Below are 17,802 nucleotides of genomic sequence, written 5' to 3'. Positions count from 1 at the left end.
TTTTTTTAACATAAATCCCTCCTAGTTAATTCTAGTTACATTCATCATAACTTAGTAATATTACTGCCGATTATTTGGATTATGTCTAATGTTACAATGATTCATCATTTTGATAAAAAAATGCCAAAAATCTGGCATTTTTCCCTTATTTGTATGAGATTTTACAAGTTTTCCTCATAAGTCAGTAATAATGATTTAGTACCAACCATTAGCATTCCAGAAAGCAAGAGCTGCTGTCCATGAACCATAACGGCTTGCTACATAATTGTCTGCTACCTTCTCTTGATTTTCAGGAGACAAGTCTCCGTTCAAATATGATGATGCTAATTGGTAACGTCCATAATATTGCCCATTTTGAGCTGTATAGCTACCGCTTGACTCACGTTGCGCGATTTCTTCTTTGGCAGCTGCCTCTGAAGAAGAAAGATTTGTATTGGTTGCTTGAGTATCTTCACTTTGTGTAGACTCTGTTGATTGTGTTGATTCAGCAGCTGCTTCTGTTGTAGCTGAAGGTTCTGTAGTCTCTTCAGTTGTTTCATTAATTGTTAAGTTTTGACCAATAGAAATCTTATTGGCGTCTTGAATACCGTTTTTTGAAACGATTTCATCTACGGTCGTACCATTTTTCTTAGCAATAGCTGAAAGTGTATCGCCTTTTTGAACTGTGTAAGTTTCTGCATTAGCTAAAGCTGTTGCTCCAAGTGTTGCTACTGTAACAAGTCCAAAAAGACCTAATTTTTTAGTGTTAGATGTATTCTTTTTTTGCATGATGATGCTCCTTTATCTATTTATAGTCCAATCCATATTAGTCAAAGATTTTAAGTTATTTTATTGTTTATGACTAATAGGTAAATCAACTGGCTTACTCTATATAGGGATTTCTCAATCCAGACTAAGCTGAAGAACTATAACCATGTATCTATGATACCTTGGAAATATAACATCCCCTTGTTAGGGATATTAAAAATATTACAAGTAGGTTGGGATTAGACGAAAAAAGAACGCCTACGTGGGCGTCCATCTAAAACTTCTAGGTCTTAAGACCTAGTTTTTATTTATCTCAACGAATTAACTCTTAAGATAAAAAAGCATTAATCCTAAAGCTAAAATAGCAATAATTGATAAGGTATCTCGACCATTCCATGAAAGTCGACGATATTTTGTTCGTCCTTCACCACCTTGATAGCCTCGTGCTTCCATAGCAATCGCCAGAGCATCTGCTCGTTTAAAGCTTGATGCAAACAAAGGAATTAAAATAGGTATTATTGACCGTACCTTTTGAATAATATTTCCTTCACCAAAATCAACACCACGCGCCTTTTGAGCATTCATAATACGAGTCGTATCATCCATCAAAGTTGGTACAAAACGTAGACTCAAAGATAGCATTAAACCAATTTCATGTGCCGGCACTTTGAAAACAGTAAGTGGTTTTAAAAGTGATTCAACTGCATCAGATAAACTTAAAGGTGTTGTCGTTAGAGTAAGTAGGGTGGAAAAACTAATAATGAGGATAAATCTAAGGAATATCATCCAACCTTGATTTAAACCGACTTCCGTAATCTTTAAAAAGCCGATAGACCAAAGCACACTCCCTTTTGTATTGAAGAAAACTTGAAATAGGGTAGAAAATAAAATAATCCAAATCATTGGTTTGATTCCACCTAAAAAGAAACCAAGTTTTATTTTAGACAAGAAAACCAAGAAAAGTGTAAATAAAGTTATTACAGCATAAGTTAAGGGATTATTAGCCCAAAAGATAATAACAATATAAATCAGCATGGCTAATAATTTACTTCTAGGGTCTAATCGGTGTATAAAAGAGTCCCCAACAATATAACGTCCAATAATTAACTTATCCATGCGACACCACCTCTACGAATTCCTCGATTGTAATAGGGAGACTTTCAAATTGATAACCTTTTTCTTGTAGCTGTAGCGCAAACTCTGTGATTTTAGGAACACCTAACTGCTTTTCTTTAAGAAAAGTAACCTTTTGAAAAACATCTTTAGGAGCTCCCGACAACACTAGTTGCCCTTTTTCCATAACATTCACAGCTGTTGCATAATCGGCAACATCATCCATCAAGTGAGTTACTAAAACAATCGTCATCCCAGAAAGATGTAACTCCTTAAAGAGAGACATCAATTCCTTCCGGCCCTGTGGATCTAGACCAGCAGTCGGTTCATCCAGTACTAAAATATCTGGTTGCATAGCTAGAATCCCTGCGATGGCAACACGTCGCATTTGTCCCCCTGATAAATCGAAAGGATTCTGTCCATGAAACTCTTCTGGGAGTCCAACTAATTTTAGACTTTCAATAGCACGTTGTTCTGCTTCTTCCTTAGAAACTCCGAAATTTTGAGGTCCAAAGGCAACATCTTCTAAAACAGTTTCTGCAAATAACTGACTTTCTGGAAATTGAAAAACTAAACCTACCTTCTTACGAATTGGTTTTATGTCCTTATTCTTTGATTGACTGGTTATAATCGTATCATCAACGTGAACCTGACCACTAGTGGGTAAATAAAGGCCATTCAAGAGCTGCATAATAGTAGATTTACCACTTCCTGTATGTCCAATAAAGGCCGTATATGAACCATCTTTTATCGTCGTCGTCATATCAAAAAGGGCACGCCCCTCAAAAGGAGTACCCGCTTGATAGATATAACTTACATTTTTGAGAGAGATTCCCATAGTTGTTCTACCAATTCCTTTTCTGTCAGATAGTCTTCACAATCTATCAGACCTTTATTTCTTAGCTTTTGAGTTAATAATGCACTAAAAGGGATATCCAAACCTAAGTCAACCAACTCTGAGCCCCTACTAAATAGTTCACGAGGACTTGAAACAGACTCCACTTTACCTTTTTTCAAAACCAAAACACGGTCACTCAAAGCGACCTCATCGAGATCATGAGTAATTGATAAAACAGTCATTCCGTACTCTTTACGAATAGCTTTAATAGATTGAATCAATTCCTGGCGACCTTCTGGGTCAAGCATGCTGGTTGCCTCATCCAAAATCAAAATAGATGGTCTCATAGCTACAATACCTGCAATAGCCACACGTTGTTTTTGGCCTCCAGATAATCTAGCTGGCTCTCTATCCTTAAATTCTGACATTCCCACAAATTCCAGAGCCTCTTGAACCCTTAAAGCCATTTCTTCATAGGGAACACCTTTATTTTCAAGACCAAAAGCAACATCATCTTCAACAGTTGCCCCAACAAATTGATTATCTGGATTTTGAAAGACCATACCAATCTTATCACGGATATCCCAGACATTGTCTTCTGTTAATTCTTGACCATCAACAATAATCTGCCCAGACTCTGCCACTAATAGTCCGTCAATAAGACGTGCTGTCGTGGATTTTCCAGAACCATTATGCCCTACAATGGATAACCATTCCCCACGTTTCACGTGAAACGATACATCATCAAGAATATAGGATGGTTGATCTTGATGATATTTAAACTTTAAATTTTTTATTTCAATCATTGATTTATCGTACTATTTGAAAGTATCCTTAAATAAGAAACCTGCACCTTTGAAATAATCATAGCCTGAGTAAATTGTAAAGAACAAAGCAATATAAAGCATAATTGTTCCTACAAAATGCAGATGACACAATAATAGAATAATAGATAACATCTGAGTCACTGTCTTAATCTTACCAGGCATAGCTGCAGCGAGAACTGTACCACCGTTCTCCACTAATAAAAGACGAAGACCTGTGACTGCAAGCTCACGACAGATAATAACTGAAACCACCCAGGCTGGCGCTTGATTAATACCGACTAACATAATAAATGCTGACATCACTAGCATCTTATCTGCCAATGGATCTGCAAATTTCCCGAAATTAGTAACAACATGCCATTTTCGTGCCAAATAGCCATCTAAATAATCTGTAATACTGGCAATAGCGAAGACAACCGCAGCAGCAATATGCATGACATTACTTGACGCAAGTGATGTCATCAGTAAAAAGATAGGAATCAAAACAATTCTAGCAAGTGTCAATAAATTAGGTAAATTTTCTTTTTTAAACATTTCTTCTCGATTCTATTGGATTCTTAATGTGAGGTAGATAGGTGTATTTTTATCTAATTGAGATAAATCAAGTGACTCCCCATTTACCTTTAGAGTTACTTTTGAAGATTGAGCAATAATAATTTGAGTTGGTTTAGTTTTATCAGAAAAATCTAAAGAGTATTTTGAATTTTTCGTTTTTGAAAGGAGGTAACTCTCTGAAGTATCTGAGTTATCTACTGAAAACCATGTGTCATCGCTATCTTTTGATAACTCCACATCTAAAACTACTGAAGAATTTACATTGGAGAAATCAACCATTAGTTGATTGCCTTGAGTTGTCGTTGTAACATTTGCCCCCGAAACGGTAACCTCAGAAATGCTTCGTGACGATTTAGCCCTACTAGCCGTTGACAGATGATTAACTGTAGAGATAGTATTTGGTTTTATCACCTGAGGTTGATTAGAAAGATGTCTAATAATAATATAACCTACTGAGCAGATGATAAGTAACGAAACCGCACTAAGCATTAGTAAAGGTAGATAGTTAGACTTTCTTTTTTCTTCACGTTTATGCTTTAAAAAACGTGACATGGGAGCTTTAGTAGCTAAGGTATCTTCCTTACGTTCAACGGGTTTCTTCTCTTTTTTTAGTTTTTGCTCATTCTGTCTCTGCTCCTCAAACAGACGTTTTCCATCTAAACCAACCGAAGTGGCATACTTTTCAAGCGCCTCTTGCTGAATATCCTCTGGCAAAGCTTTAAGTTGATCCATTTCCATAGCCAGAAGAAACTGAGCTTCGACTCCAGAAATTTTTTCTACATCATATAAACTTAACTCTTTCTTTATACGCGCTGCACGTAGTTGCTCACCTAGAGAGTGTAACTTCATTTTTCCCCTTTCTAATATTCTTCTTTGTTTTCGTGTCTCTATTATAGCAAATAATCACTTATTTAGGGAAGACAACAAAATCGGTAATCTCCATATTTGAGAGATAGTGATTCAAAAAATCCTTCAACTCCTTGGAAGTAATGCTCATCAGTTCCTGACCAAAATCAAAGTATGTTTTATCATTCTCAAAATACGCTAAATATTGGCTCCCTAAATTCTGGATATTGTCTAGACTACGTAAAAATTCACCATACAAGGCTTTCTTTTGTAAATCCAATGCTTCTTCCGTCAACAATCGTTTTTTATCTGCCGATGTCATCACCTGACGAATTAAACTTGACATACGGATCGGTTCTGCAGTGTCCATAGTCATAATGACAAATGAATATCGATTAGATACCTCGTATTCAATTGACACAGACTCGTCTATTTTTCCTTCAGCATACCAATTTTGATAATAAGGAGACGTCCAGCCAAACAGTAAATTGAACAATAACTGTACCAGTATGTTTTCTCTCATACGATTATCAGTAAAAGGAACACTCTTAAAACCAATGGCTAGTTTTGAGATGAATATCTCCATTTGAAGACTATCTAATTTTTGGATATCTGACTCAATAAGGTGCTTTTCTTTCTCGACTATTCTCTCAGGTGGTGTAAACTTACTTTGTTTTTCATTGACAGAAGTGTAAATGTTTTCAACATCAAAATCGCCCACTAAGACGAGATGACAGTTTGCTGGTCTGTAAAAACAATCAAAATTATCTTTTAAGTCCTTTACAGTAATTTCTTCAATACTATCAACACTTCCAGCAATGTCTTGATCTAATATAGTATTAGGATACAAACTTTGTAAACAACCTAGATAAGCTCTGTAGTCAGGATCATCCTGATACATATTTATTTCTTGTTCAATAATTCTTTTTTCATGGTTGACAGAATCTTCAGAACTTGTAAAGCTCGATGTAAACTTTAATAAAAGCTCTAAAGACTCCTCAAAGTGGTCAAGGGTAGAAAAATAATATGTTGTCTTCTCCAAGGTTGTAAAAGCATTGACATCAGCTCCAAGCTTGACAAAATCCAATGTCACATCCCTTCCCTGCTCATCCTCAAATAGCTTGTGTTCAAGAAAATGAGCAATACCTGCAGGGTAAGATTGTAACTCACCATCAATATAGAAGTGATTATCTAGCGCCCCAAAATTTGTTGACAAAAAGGCGGCTTTTTCTACAAATCCTTTTTTCTTAATGATTGATAAAGACATACCATTATCTAAAATTGCTGAATAAACTTCTTCATCAATTTTTTGATAATAACGTTTCTTCAAAGCAGCCATTTTAAGACACTCCTTCTAAAAAGAACAAACTCTGTAGCTTAACTTGACGCGCTACACGGCAAACATCTTTTTTAGTAACCTTCTCAATCTCATCTAACCAATTCTCCAATGAAAGACTTTTATCGCCAAAAATCACCTTATTAAAACGTTGTTCCACTAATGTTAAGGCATGATCTTCAGAGAGTAGGGCATTCATTCGTATGATTTTTTTGGTTTGATTCAGGAGAGAACTTGAAAAACGTCCTAATTTAATGTAATTCAATTCTCTACTAATTCCTCGCATAGCCTGATTTCTATTAGATTTTTCAATTCCAGCGTAAACTTCCAGTAAACCTGTAAAGATATCAAATTGACTACTAATTGAATAAGCCAACCCTTCCTTTTCTCTAAGTGTTGTAAACAAGGCTGAATGGGCAAATTCACCGAACATGGCATTGAATACAATTAAAGCAAAGTAATCTTTATCTCCATATTGACACGGAAATTGGTACCCTAGCTGTAAAATAGATTGACTACTCTGTCTAGGTTCTATCTTTTCTTTCACAACGTTGACATAAGGTTGACTATAGCTAAACTGTAAATCAACTTGACGTCCCTCCAAAGGAAAACGATGTAACGCTTGGAGTACTTGATAATCATCAAATTCACCAACCATAAAGATATCAATACGATCTCTTGTCAACATGCTTTGAAATTCTTGATAAGCTGTAAACGAGGTTTCTACTTCAACAAGTTCTGCTTGACCATATTTGGGAACTTTCAATCCCTCGTTTACAAAATAAAGCTCTCTTCCTTTAACTTCACTGTAATAGTAATTATTCTCTGTATCAACGTCCAGGTAGGTCATTAAATTTTGTTTTTCTATGTCAAATACTTTATTTTGGTATTGAGCTACTCTTGACAGTGGCTTGTAAAGACAATCTTTCAAAAATCCTAGCACTTCCCAAAATAATCCTTCATTCGTAGGAATAAAAGCATCTTTCAGATATGTCAACTCGATGTCAACGCTATGTGTCAACCCTTTAGTTGACACTCTAGTTGACAACTGTGTTCCATAAAGAGAAGCTAGTCTCTCTTTAAAAGACTGTACTGTTGGATACGTCTGATTGGCTGTAGCCAACATTTGTGAAACTAGGGCTCGTTTAGCAATTGTTTGTTTATTCAAAGAACCTGTCATTCGAAAAACAATACGATTAGTTTTATATTTTTGTGTTGGAATGAAGTGTACATAGACACCATCAGCAATTTTCATTGATAACCTCTAAAAAGTTTATGCTTCCAATTATACCATTTTTATGCTATCTTATCTCAAGAGAAAGTTGAGGTACTATGGAATATAAATTATTTGATGAATACATCACACTGCAGGCACTTTTAAAAGAATTAAGTATCATTCATAGTGGCGGAGCTATAAAAGGTTTCTTGGCTAATAATACCGTTTTATTCAACGGTGAGGATGAAAAACGTCGTGGAAAAAAACTTCGTTATGGAGATGTTATTACCATTCCGTCTGAGGAACTTGAAATAACGATTGTAGCTCCAACGACAAATGAAATTGAAGAACATCAAAAAGAAGTCGCTGAAAAAGCACGTGTTGCTGCCATTGTTAAAAAAATGAATCAGGATAATAAAAAGAAACAAAAAGCACATCCGTCAAAAGAAAGCAATAAAACTAAACGAAAACCCGTTCGTTTTCCAGGAACCTAACTATGTGGCTCGAAAAAATTGATATTCAACACTTTAGAAATTATACTGAAGCCTCTGTGAGCTTCTCACCTCATCTCAATATTTTTCTTGGTCGCAACGCTCAAGGAAAAACAAATATTCTTGAGGCAATCTATTTTCTAGCATTGACACGTAGTCATCGGACCCGTTCAGATAAGGAACTGATTCAATTTCAGCAAAATGCTCTCAAACTGAACGGCATTGTGCATCGTTATAGTGGGAAGCTACCTCTGGAAATCAGTTTATCTAATAAAGGACGCATAACAAAGGTCAACCATCTCAAACAAGCTAAATTATCCGATTATATCGGTCACATGACGGTGGTGCTCTTTGCTCCTGAGGATTTACAACTTATAAAAGGATCTCCAAGCCTAAGGCGTAAATTTATAGATATTGATTTAGGACAGATTAAGCCTGTTTATCTCTCAGACTTATCAAGTTATAATCATGTACTCAAACAACGTAATGCCTATCTCAAATCTACTGACAATGTAGACATTAATTTCCTCTCAGTGTTAGATGAACAACTTTCCGATTTTGGAACACGAGTTATCGAACATAGACTAGAATTTATCAAGCAATTAGAGGAGGAGGCAGATAGACATCATAGTAACCTCTCAAATCAGATAGAGCGCCTTAAAATCTCCTACGAATCTAATATCCCACTGGAAAATAACAAAGTTATTCGCGAATCATTTTTAACCACGTTAAAGCAAAATCACAAAAGAGATATCTTCAAAAAGAACACTGGTGTTGGTCCACATAGGGATGATTTGACATTTTACATCAATGACATGAACGCATCTTTCGGCAGTCAGGGGCAGCAACGTAGCCTCATTCTTTCTTTAAAAATGGCTGAGATTGCTCTGATAAAAAAAGTAACAGGTGAATTTCCTATTCTTCTCCTCGATGATGTCATGAGTGAGCTTGACAACCACCGTCAACTTAAACTGTTAGAAAGTATTGACAAAGAGGTTCAAACCTTCATGACGACAACTTCACTTAATCATCTGAGTAACCTACCACCTGATTTAAAGACCTTCTTAGTCAAGAATGGTAATATTTATGAAAAACAAGTCGATTAAATGACTTGTTTTCTATTTTTTGGTAATTGACAGATATGATAAGCATTACCTAATAAGTTGTAAACTCTTTCAACCTAAATCCTTTATTAACAACTATACTCACGTAAATACGCTGTAAACTTATTGTAAATATCTCTGTAAACAAAAAGTACTTATCTGAGATAAGTACTTTTATGTTTATTAATGAGCTGAGTAGTTAGGCGCCTCGTTGGTAATTTGAACATCATGAGGGTGACTTTCAATAAGTCCTGCACCTGACATTTCAACAAACTGAGCTTTATCATGTAAAGCCTGGATGTCTTCTGCACCTGTATACCCCATACCTGCACGGATACCGCCAATCAATTGGAATACAATATCAGCAGCAGAACCTTTATAAGCTACACGGCCTTCAATTCCTTCTGGAACAAGTTTATTCGCTTCATTAACTGCACCTTGGAAGTAACGATCGCTTGATCCCTTCTTCATCGCTGCAATTGATCCCATACCACGGTATGATTTATATTTACGACCTTGGAAAATCTCAGTTTCACCTGGTGCTTCATCAGTACCAGCAAACATAGAACCAAGCATTACAGCATTACCACCTGCTGCAAGAGCTTTTACAATATCACCTGAGTATTTGATACCACCATCAGCAATAATTGTTTTTCCGTATTCACGCGCAACACTTGCAGCATCGTAAATAGCAGTGACTTGAGGAACACCTACACCCGCAACCACACGTGTTGTACAAATAGAACCTGGTCCGATACCTACTTTAACGACATCGACACCTGCTTCATAAAGTGCACGCGCACCTTCAGCTGTTGCAATATTTCCTGCAATCAAAGTACGATCTGGGAAGTGGGCACGAATTTCAGCAATTTTACGAAGAACACCTGCTGAATGACCATGTGCAGTATCAATGACAATAGCATCTGCGCCTGCTTCAAAGAGAGCTTCTGCACGTTCAAAGGTATCAGAAGTAACCCCTACAGCACCTGCGACCAAAAGACGACCGAATTCATCCTTAGCTGCATTAGGAAACTCGATAACTTTTTCGATGTCCTTAATAGTAATGAGTCCTGACAAACGACCTTCTTCATCAACTAGAGGTAGCTTTTCAATACGATGCTCATGAAGAATACTTTCAGCTGTTTCAAGATCTGTTCCAACTGGAGCAGTGACCAATTTTTCAGAAGTCATGTGTTCTGAAATTGGAGTATCGTAATTAGAGATAAAACGCATATCACGGTTTGTGATAATACCAACCAATTTACGATTTTCAAGTGTCTCAACAATTGGAACCCCTGAAATACGGTAACGTTGCATCAACTCTTCAGCTTCAGCAACTTTATTTTCAGGCGTTAAGAAGAATGGATCAATGATGACACCATTTTCAGAGCGCTTTACTTTTCGAACTTCTTCAGCTTGTTCCGCAATAGACATGTTTTTGTGAATGACACCCAAACCACCTGCACGAGCAATTGAGATAGCCATCTTACTATCTGTGACCGTATCCATGGCTGCAGTGATAATTGGGATATTTAATGTCAAATTTTTAGCCAATTTCGTCTTCAAGTTGACGTTGTTTGGTAGAACATGACTTTCCGCAGGAATAAGCAATACGTCATCAAAAGTGTAACCTTTTTTCAAGAATTTAGTGTCCCAATTTGACATTATAATCGTCCTCTTTTCTCAAAGTTTTGAGGTACAGAAACCCCAGTCTATTTTTTAATTGATAATATCATATCATGCTAAAATGATTTGTCAACAGATTTCGCATAAGATTCTAAGAAAACCTTTTTCCAAATAAAAATAGGGCTCTAGATTATCTTGAGTCCCTACTTTTTATTTCTTAGAAATAATTAATTCCCATTGCTTCTTTTACTTCTGCCAATGTTTGTCCAGCAACTTCACGCGCTGCTTGACTACCTTTTTCAAGCATACGGAAAACTTCTCCCATATCCTTGGCATATTCTAAACGGCGTTCACGAATTGGAGCTAACTCACGTTCTAAGATTTCTAGAAGATAACGTTTTGTCTTCACATCTCCTAAACCACCTCGTTGATAATGTTCTTTCATTTCAGCAATTGTAGTAGCATCCTCTTCGCGACCAAAGATATCAAGATAATGGAAAACCATGTTACCTTCAATTTGACCTGGATCTTCCACACGAATATGATTTGGATCCGTATACATGCTCATGACTTTTTTACGAACAGTATCTTCATCATCTGAAAGGAAGATTCCATTCCCCAAGGATTTAGACATTTTAGCATTACCATCTAGACCTGGAAGGCGCCCTGCAGCTTCATTTTCAGGGTAGATTCCCTCTGGCTCAACCAAAATATCACAATTATAAGTATGATTGAAGCTACGTGCAATTTCACGTGTCTGCTCAATCATTGGCTTTTGGTCATTACCTACAGGAACATAATTTGCTTTAAAGGCCGTGATATCAGCTGCCTGAGAAATTGGATAAACTAGAAATCCTGTTGGAATAGATCCTCCGAAGCCTTTTTGAGCAATTTCCGTCTTAACCGTTGGGTTACGCTCTAAACGTGCCAATGAAACTAGGTTCATGTAATACATAGTCAACTCAGCCAACTCAGGAATCTGACTTTGAATGAAAATAGTTGACTTAGCTGGATCCAAACCTACAGAGAGATAATCTAAAGCAACATTCCCAATCGATTCTTTGATGATTTCTGACTCTTTTGCGTGATCCGTAAGAGCTTGCTGATCAGCCAAGAAGACAAACATGTTATATTTATCTTCGTCTTGTAAAAGGACACGATTTTTTAAACTACCAACATAGTGTCCTAGATGAAGTTTCCCTGTTGGACGGTCTCCCGTCAAAATAATAGGTTTCGTCATATAATTACCTCTCTAATACAAAAAAATCCCCACGCAAAAACATGCGTGAGGGCGTTAATCACTTTTGATACGCGGTACCACCTCAGTTGATAACTCTTTCTGCAGCTATCATCTCAAACCTTCTCAACAAAGAAGTTGCACGATAAGGGGTGCCAAACCTAACGTTTATGTGTTCACGTTAATCGTCAATTCTCTTCAGCCCATTCATTCCACCTTCATACTGATTTTCAGCAACCACCAGCTCTCTATAAAAAAGGATAGAATTACTCTTCTGATGACTATTATTCTACATTGTTTTATCTATTTTTGTCAAGATTATGTTTCTAGTTTCACGTGAAACACAACCTCAGATACAACCAAAATAGTCATTACTTGACGGAAACTTAAAAAGACTTGATAATAAGAATATCATTTCTAGGAGATATTATATGAAACGTCGAATAATAGACATACTTTTAGTTACACTCGGTTCTTTTATTGCTGCGGTTGGCTATAACTCACTTTTAGTTAAGAATAATATTGCTTCAGGTGGTGTCGGAGGGCTAGCCATTAGTTTAAACGCCCTTTTTGGTTGGAATAATGCTAACTTCGTCTTAGCAACAACCATCCCTTTGTTAATTTTATGTTGGTGCTTTCTTGGCCGCGAAGTTCTCCTAAAAACCTTCTATGGGTCTCTTGTCTTCCCAACTTTTATTAAATTAACTGAGGGATTACCTACACTCACCAAACAACCTTTGTTGGCTGCTATTTTTGGGGGAATTGTATTAGGGTTAGGACTAGGAATAGTTTTTTATGGAAATTCCTCAACTGGAGGAACTGGAATTATCACACAAATTCTCAACAAATATACGCCACTCCCACTAGGAATGGTACTACTTATTGTCGATGGAATCATTGTCGCAATCAGTGCTATTGCCTTTCCTCCTGATACTGTTATGTATTCCATTCTCTCACTTGGAGTTGTTTCTCTTACAATTGATAAAATGATGGTCGGACTCAATTCATCACGAAATCTTCTAATCATTTCGCAAAATAGTGAACAAATCCTAAACTACATCACTAGAGTGGCTGATCGAGGAGCAACAAAAATCCCAGTTCTTGGTGGACATACCGGACATGCACAAAATATGATTATGACTACCTTGTCAACTCATGAGGTTCCAAAAGTCCAAGAAGAAATCCAAAAAATAGATGAAACTGCCTTTATCGTCATTGTTCCTGCTTCTACAGTTATGGGACGTGGATTTAGCCTCCAAAAAGATTACCAAAGAGTTCCAAATGACTTTATTAATCCCTTGTAAAATCGATTGAAATAAAGTCTAATTTCTCGTAAAATAGTAGTTAAGAATAAAAATAAAGGATATTATATGCTTACTGTATCAGATGTATCGCTTCGTTTTAGCGATCGTAAACTTTTTGATGATGTTAACATTGCCTTCACGCCAGGTAATACTTATGGTCTTATCGGTGCTAATGGTGCTGGTAAATCTACTTTTTTGAAAATTTTAGCTGGTGATATCGAACCAACAACAGGACACATCTCTCTTGGTCCTGATGAACGTCTTTCTGTCCTTCGTCAGAACCACTTTGACTATGAAGAAGAACGCGTTATCGATGTTGTTATCATGGGTAATGAACGTCTCTACGATATCATGAAAGAAAAAGATGCCATCTACATGAAAGAAGATTTTTCAGATGAAGATGGTGTCCGTGCTGCTGAACTAGAAGGACTCTTTGCTGAATTAGGTGGTTGGGAAGCTGAAAGCGAAGCCTCACAATTGCTTCAGAATCTAAATATCTCAGAAGACCTTCACTATCAAAACATGAGTGAATTGGCTAATGGTGACAAGGTCAAGGTTCTCCTTGCAAAAGCACTCTTTGGTAAACCTGATGTACTTCTTCTTGACGAACCTACCAATGGTCTTGATATCCAGTCAATCTCTTGGCTTGAAGATTTCTTGATTGATTTTGAAAATACGGTCATTGTCGTATCCCATGACCGTCACTTCTTGAATAAGGTGTGTACGCATATGGCCGACCTTGACTTTGGTAAAATCAAACTCTATGTCGGTAACTATGACTTCTGGAAACAATCTTCAGAATTGGCTGCACGCTTGCAGGCTGACCGTAATGCCAAAGCAGAAGAAAAAATTAAGGAACTTCAAGAATTCGTTGCTCGTTTCTCTGCCAACGCTTCAAAATCTAAACAAGCGACTTCTCGTAAGAAAATGCTTGATAAAATTGAGCTAGAAGAAATCGTCCCATCAAGTCGTAAATACCCATTCATCAATTTCAAAGCAGAGCGTGAAATCGGTAATGACCTTCTAACAGTTGAAAATCTCACTGTTAAGATGGATGGTGAGACTATTCTTGACAATATTAGTTTCATCTTACGACCAGGAGATAAGACTGCCATCATCGGTCAAAACGATATTCAAACAACTGCATTGATTCGTGCTCTTGCCGGTGATATTGACTACGAAGGTACAATCAAATGGGGTGTTACTACTAGCCGTTCTTACCTTCCAAAAGACAATTCTAAAGACTTTGCATCCGGTGAATCAATTCTCGAATGGCTCCGTCAATTTGCCGAAAAAGGTGAAGATGACGATACCTTCTTGCGTGGATTCCTTGGGCGTATGCTCTTCTCAGGGGATGAGGTTAATAAATCTGTTAGTGTTCTCTCAGGGGGAGAAAAGGTACGTGTCATGCTTTCTAAACTCATGCTTTTGAAATCTAACGTCCTTCTTCTAGATGATCCTACTAATCACTTGGATTTGGAATCAATCTCAAGTCTGAATGATGGCGTCCGTGACTTCAAAGAGTCTGTTATCTTTGCCAGTCATGACCATGAATTTATCCAAACAATAGCGAACCACATCGTAGTTGTTTCTAAAAATGGGGTTATTGACCGTATTGATGAAACTTATGATGAGTTCCTTGAAAATGAAGAAGTGCAAGCTAAAGTCAAAGCACTATGGGCTGATTAAACTATAAAAAGATGCAGGTTGGGATATCCCAACCTGTCTTAGTATCATTATGACAAATAAAAAATACCATACGACTTTATTATTTTATCTGGCTGCTTTTTTCTTGCCAGTACTAATCATGATAGGGGTGCTGTATAGCCAAAAAATCTATCCTGGTAGTGAGCGGACTATTTTAACAAGTGATGGATTTCATCAGTATGTGATTTTTGCAACTGGACTTCGGAATATACTTCATGGAGATGGGAGCCTCTTTTACACCTTTACAAGTGGTCTAGGGCTTAATTTCTATGCTTTAACAAGCTATTACCTAGGTTCCTTCTTGTCTCCACTTTACTATTTCTTTACTGTCAACCAAATGGCCGATGCTTTTTATTATATAACACTAATTAAATTCGGGCTTATTGGGTTATCAGGAGCTTTTAGTTTTAAGCGGCTCTTTACAAAAGTGTCAAGAAGTTTCATCCTATGTCTTTCTACAGGATTTGCTTTGATGAGCTTCGCTACCAGTCAGTTAGAAATTAATACCTGGCTAGATGCCTTTATTCTAGCACCTCTAATCATATTAGGTTTACATCTCTTACTAAGATTCAATAAACGGGGCTTATACTTTTTTAGCCTAACCTGTCTTTTTATCCAAAATTACTATTTTGGTTATATGATGGCTATTTTCCTAACCCTTTACACCATAGTACAATTGATAACTATCAAGGGATGGAAGAGTAAGATTCTTCATTTCATAGACTTTGGAATTGTCTCTATACTCGCTGGTTTAAGTAGTGCTGTCATGTTACTACCTACACTACTTGACTTGACCACACATGGTGAAAAGTTTACAGGTGCGTCAAGTTTGTTGACAGAGTCCACCTATTATTTTGACTTCTTTGCGAAAAATCTCGTTGGAGTTTACGATACTACTAAATTTGGATCAATCCCTATGATCTATGTTGGAATCTTACCTTTGATTCTTTTTCTACTTTTCTTTATTAGTAGGGAAGTCAAGCTATCATTACGTATAGGTTATCTCCTATTAGTAGCTTTCTTTATCGCTAGCTTCTACTTACAGCCTCTTGATTTGTTTTGGCAAGGCATGCATGCACCCAACATGTTTCTCCATCGCTATTCTTGGCTCCTATCTCTCCTAATTGTTCTTTTGGCAGGAGAAACACTCAACCGAATTAAAAACTTTTCTTTTAAAAGACTCCTCCTATCTTTCTTAGGATTGAGTACCGCTTACTTACTAACTTGGATTTTCCAATCTCACTATAGCTTTATTGAATCTGTCTCCTGGCTATTAAGCTTAGCATTTCTTCTAGCCTATGCCATTCTATTTATTAGCTATTTTAGACAGCAAATTCCTGGGAGTGTTTTTCGCTGTTTCACCTTCTTATTCTGCATTTTTGAGCTTGCATTAAGTACTTACTATGTTGTTGGAGCTCTGGGAAATGAGTGGGTATTCCCAACTCGTGAAGGCTATCTACGAAATATGTCTGCCATTACAAAACTAGTTTCAGATACTAAGCAAGCGAATAAGACTTTTTACCGTACTGAAAGGTTAGAGGCTCAAACCGGTAACGACAGTATGAAATTCAACTATAATGGTATCTCTCAGTTTTCATCCATTCGAAATACTGCTTCAAGCTCAACACTCGATAGGTTAGGCTTCAAATCTGAAGGGACTAATTTAAACCTACGTTACCAAAATAACACCATTATCGCTGATAGTCTCTTCGGAATAAAATATAATTTATCGAACTTTGACCTTAATAAGTATGGTTTTAATCACGTAACTTCTGAGAAAACAATGGGGCTTTATCAAAATAATAATGCAAGTCAGCTTGCTATCTTAACTGATGGCATTTACAAGAATATTGACTTCACTGTCAATACGCTTGACAATCAAACTAGCTTGCTAAATGCTCTATCTGGACTTAACTTAACATATTTTAAACGAGCTCCATCTCAACTTTTTGATCAAGATGCTAAGTCTTTGAATCAGCGCGTGGCTAAAAACGTTAGCAACTCGAATAAAGATTTTGTAACAATCACCTATCGAGTTATCGCTCCACCACATAGTCAACTCTATGTTAGTATTCCTAACATTTCTTGGTCCGATGACAATAACCACTCTCTGTCAATTACTGTAAATGGTGTGACAAAGAATCAAGTTACCGACAATACCTTTGATTTCTTCGATCTTGGCTACTTTGAAACAGAATCAATGGTTACCATCAAACTTAGTTTTCCTGGCAATAAAGCAATATCCTTTGATAATCCTAGTTTTTATGCCCTTGATACTCAAAACTATCAGATAGCTATGGATACTATTAATGAACGTGATAGCAAGGTTACGACGTCAAATAATAAAGTGTTCGTTGATTATAGTAGTAAAACGAATGCCTCACTATTCTTCACCATTCCATACGATAAGGGGTGGACAGCGACCATAAATCATAAAAAAGTTAAGATTCAACGAGCTCAAAAGGGGTTCATGAAAGTTGATGTCCCTAGTGGGAAAGGTAAAGTTGTTCTAACCTTCATTCCCTATGGTCTTAAGACAGGTTTGTTGATTAGTCTATTGGCAAGTATCATATTTTGTTGTTACGCTTATTTCATCAGAAAAATAACCGTTATTCAAAAAAGCTGATTATCTTAAATAATATTAAATAGGTCTGGAACAATTGTTCCAGACCTTATTTATCTTTAGGTACAAAAAACTCAAGCTATACAACTTGAGGTGTCTTATCACTCCGCCAGTAGGACTCGAACCTACGACATCATGATTAACAGTCATGCGCTACTACCAACTGAGCTATGGCGGATAAAACTGCTAAGTAGCAAAAATAGTCCGTACGGGATTCGAACCCGTGTTACCGC

Annotated in this window: 15 protein-coding genes, 1 tRNA gene and 1 other annotated feature; of the genes, 5 read left to right on the top strand and 11 right to left on the bottom strand. The window is 36.8% G+C overall.

Features of this window, described 5'->3' with window-relative positions:
- Window positions 1-195 precede the first annotated feature (195 nt).
- The 8 genes from HMPREF2697_RS03080 to yfmF all read right to left on the bottom strand — a co-directional run bounded on the left by HMPREF2697_RS03080 (window position 196) and on the right by yfmF (window position 7,517).
- Window positions 196-768 (bottom strand): aggregation-promoting factor, encoded by a 573-nt coding sequence (locus tag HMPREF2697_RS03080; RefSeq protein ID WP_002887110.1) that lies wholly within the window; start codon window positions 766-768, stop codon window positions 196-198.
- A 300-nt stretch (window positions 769-1,068) separates the two neighbouring features.
- Entirely contained in the window at window positions 1,069-1,863 is a 795-nt protein-coding gene (locus HMPREF2697_RS03075; protein ID WP_002885790.1) for an energy-coupling factor transporter transmembrane component T family protein, read from the bottom strand.
- Window positions 1,856-2,698 (bottom strand): energy-coupling factor transporter ATPase, encoded by an 843-nt coding sequence (locus tag HMPREF2697_RS03070; protein ID WP_014632481.1) that lies wholly within the window; start codon window positions 2,696-2,698, stop codon window positions 1,856-1,858. The genes HMPREF2697_RS03075 and HMPREF2697_RS03070 overlap by 8 nt, the downstream gene beginning before the upstream one ends.
- Window positions 2,674-3,504 (bottom strand): energy-coupling factor ABC transporter ATP-binding protein, encoded by an 831-nt coding sequence (locus HMPREF2697_RS03065; RefSeq protein WP_048790841.1) that lies wholly within the window; start codon window positions 3,502-3,504, stop codon window positions 2,674-2,676. The genes HMPREF2697_RS03070 and HMPREF2697_RS03065 overlap by 25 nt, the downstream gene beginning before the upstream one ends.
- A 12-nt stretch (window positions 3,505-3,516) precedes the next feature.
- Window positions 3,517-4,059: a CDP-diacylglycerol--glycerol-3-phosphate 3-phosphatidyltransferase gene (pgsA, locus tag HMPREF2697_RS03060; RefSeq protein WP_002885640.1), complete on the bottom strand. Its 543-nt coding sequence runs from the start codon at window positions 4,057-4,059 to the stop codon at window positions 3,517-3,519.
- 12 nt (window positions 4,060-4,071) lie between these two features.
- Window positions 4,072-4,929: a helix-turn-helix domain-containing protein gene (locus HMPREF2697_RS03055; RefSeq protein WP_045769307.1), complete on the bottom strand. Its 858-nt coding sequence runs from the start codon at window positions 4,927-4,929 to the stop codon at window positions 4,072-4,074.
- Window positions 4,930-4,987: 58 nt separating this feature from the next.
- A complete protein-coding gene (gene yfmH / locus HMPREF2697_RS03050; protein WP_045769306.1) occupies window positions 4,988-6,265 on the bottom strand; it encodes an EF-P 5-aminopentanol modification-associated protein YfmH in 1,278 nt (425 codons plus the stop codon).
- A gap of 1 nt (window position 6,266) precedes the next feature.
- Complete coding sequence (gene yfmF, locus HMPREF2697_RS03045; protein WP_045769305.1) at window positions 6,267-7,517, bottom strand: EF-P 5-aminopentanol modification-associated protein YfmF; 1,251 nt, start codon at window positions 7,515-7,517, stop codon at window positions 6,267-6,269.
- A 77-nt stretch (window positions 7,518-7,594) separates the two neighbouring features.
- Between yfmF and yaaA the strand changes: the two genes are divergently transcribed.
- Window positions 7,595-7,972, top strand: coding sequence for a S4 domain-containing protein YaaA (yaaA, locus tag HMPREF2697_RS03040; RefSeq protein WP_014635201.1), 378 nt, complete (start codon window positions 7,595-7,597; stop codon window positions 7,970-7,972).
- A 2-nt stretch (window positions 7,973-7,974) separates the two neighbouring features.
- On the top strand, window positions 7,975-9,075 hold the full coding sequence (gene recF, locus HMPREF2697_RS03035) for a DNA replication/repair protein RecF (RefSeq protein WP_070849579.1): 1,101 nt from the start codon (window positions 7,975-7,977) through the stop codon (window positions 9,073-9,075).
- Between the two features lie 180 nt (window positions 9,076-9,255).
- Here recF and guaB read toward each other — a convergent pair whose 3' ends face one another.
- Both guaB and trpS read right to left on the bottom strand, forming a co-directional pair.
- Window positions 9,256-10,737, bottom strand: a complete 1,482-nt coding sequence (gene guaB, locus HMPREF2697_RS03030; protein WP_013991341.1) for an IMP dehydrogenase — start codon at window positions 10,735-10,737, stop codon at window positions 9,256-9,258.
- A gap of 178 nt (window positions 10,738-10,915) precedes the next feature.
- Window positions 10,916-11,938, bottom strand: coding sequence for a tryptophan--tRNA ligase (gene trpS / locus HMPREF2697_RS03025; RefSeq protein ID WP_014632478.1), 1,023 nt, complete (start codon window positions 11,936-11,938; stop codon window positions 10,916-10,918).
- 44 nt (window positions 11,939-11,982) lie between these two features.
- Window positions 11,983-12,222 (bottom strand) — a binding site (T-box leader).
- Window positions 12,223-12,366: 144 nt separating this feature from the next.
- Between trpS and HMPREF2697_RS03020 the strand changes: the two genes are divergently transcribed.
- The 3 genes from HMPREF2697_RS03020 to HMPREF2697_RS03010 all read left to right on the top strand — a co-directional run bounded on the left by HMPREF2697_RS03020 (window position 12,367) and on the right by HMPREF2697_RS03010 (window position 17,572).
- Window positions 12,367-13,239, top strand: coding sequence for a YitT family protein (locus tag HMPREF2697_RS03020; RefSeq protein ID WP_014632477.1), 873 nt, complete (start codon window positions 12,367-12,369; stop codon window positions 13,237-13,239).
- A 66-nt stretch (window positions 13,240-13,305) separates the two neighbouring features.
- Window positions 13,306-14,928, top strand: a complete 1,623-nt coding sequence (locus HMPREF2697_RS03015) for an ABC-F family ATP-binding cassette domain-containing protein (protein WP_014632476.1) — start codon at window positions 13,306-13,308, stop codon at window positions 14,926-14,928.
- Between the two features lie 49 nt (window positions 14,929-14,977).
- The gene (locus tag HMPREF2697_RS03010) at window positions 14,978-17,572 is read left to right on the top strand and encodes a YfhO family protein (RefSeq protein WP_070849576.1); all 2,595 of its coding nucleotides are present in this window, start codon (window positions 14,978-14,980) and stop codon (window positions 17,570-17,572) included.
- Window positions 17,573-17,673: 101 nt separating this feature from the next.
- Here the strand turns inward: HMPREF2697_RS03010 and HMPREF2697_RS03005 are convergent.
- Window positions 17,674-17,747: transfer RNA gene (locus HMPREF2697_RS03005), tRNA-Asn, on the bottom strand.
- Window positions 17,748-17,802: the final 55 nt, after the last annotated feature.

This window comes from Streptococcus sp. HMSC064D12 (assembly GCF_001837205.1).
GTDB classification, from domain to species: domain Bacteria; phylum Bacillota; class Bacilli; order Lactobacillales; family Streptococcaceae; genus Streptococcus; species Streptococcus salivarius_D.
This window is presented reverse-complemented; position numbering and strand designations above follow the sequence as displayed.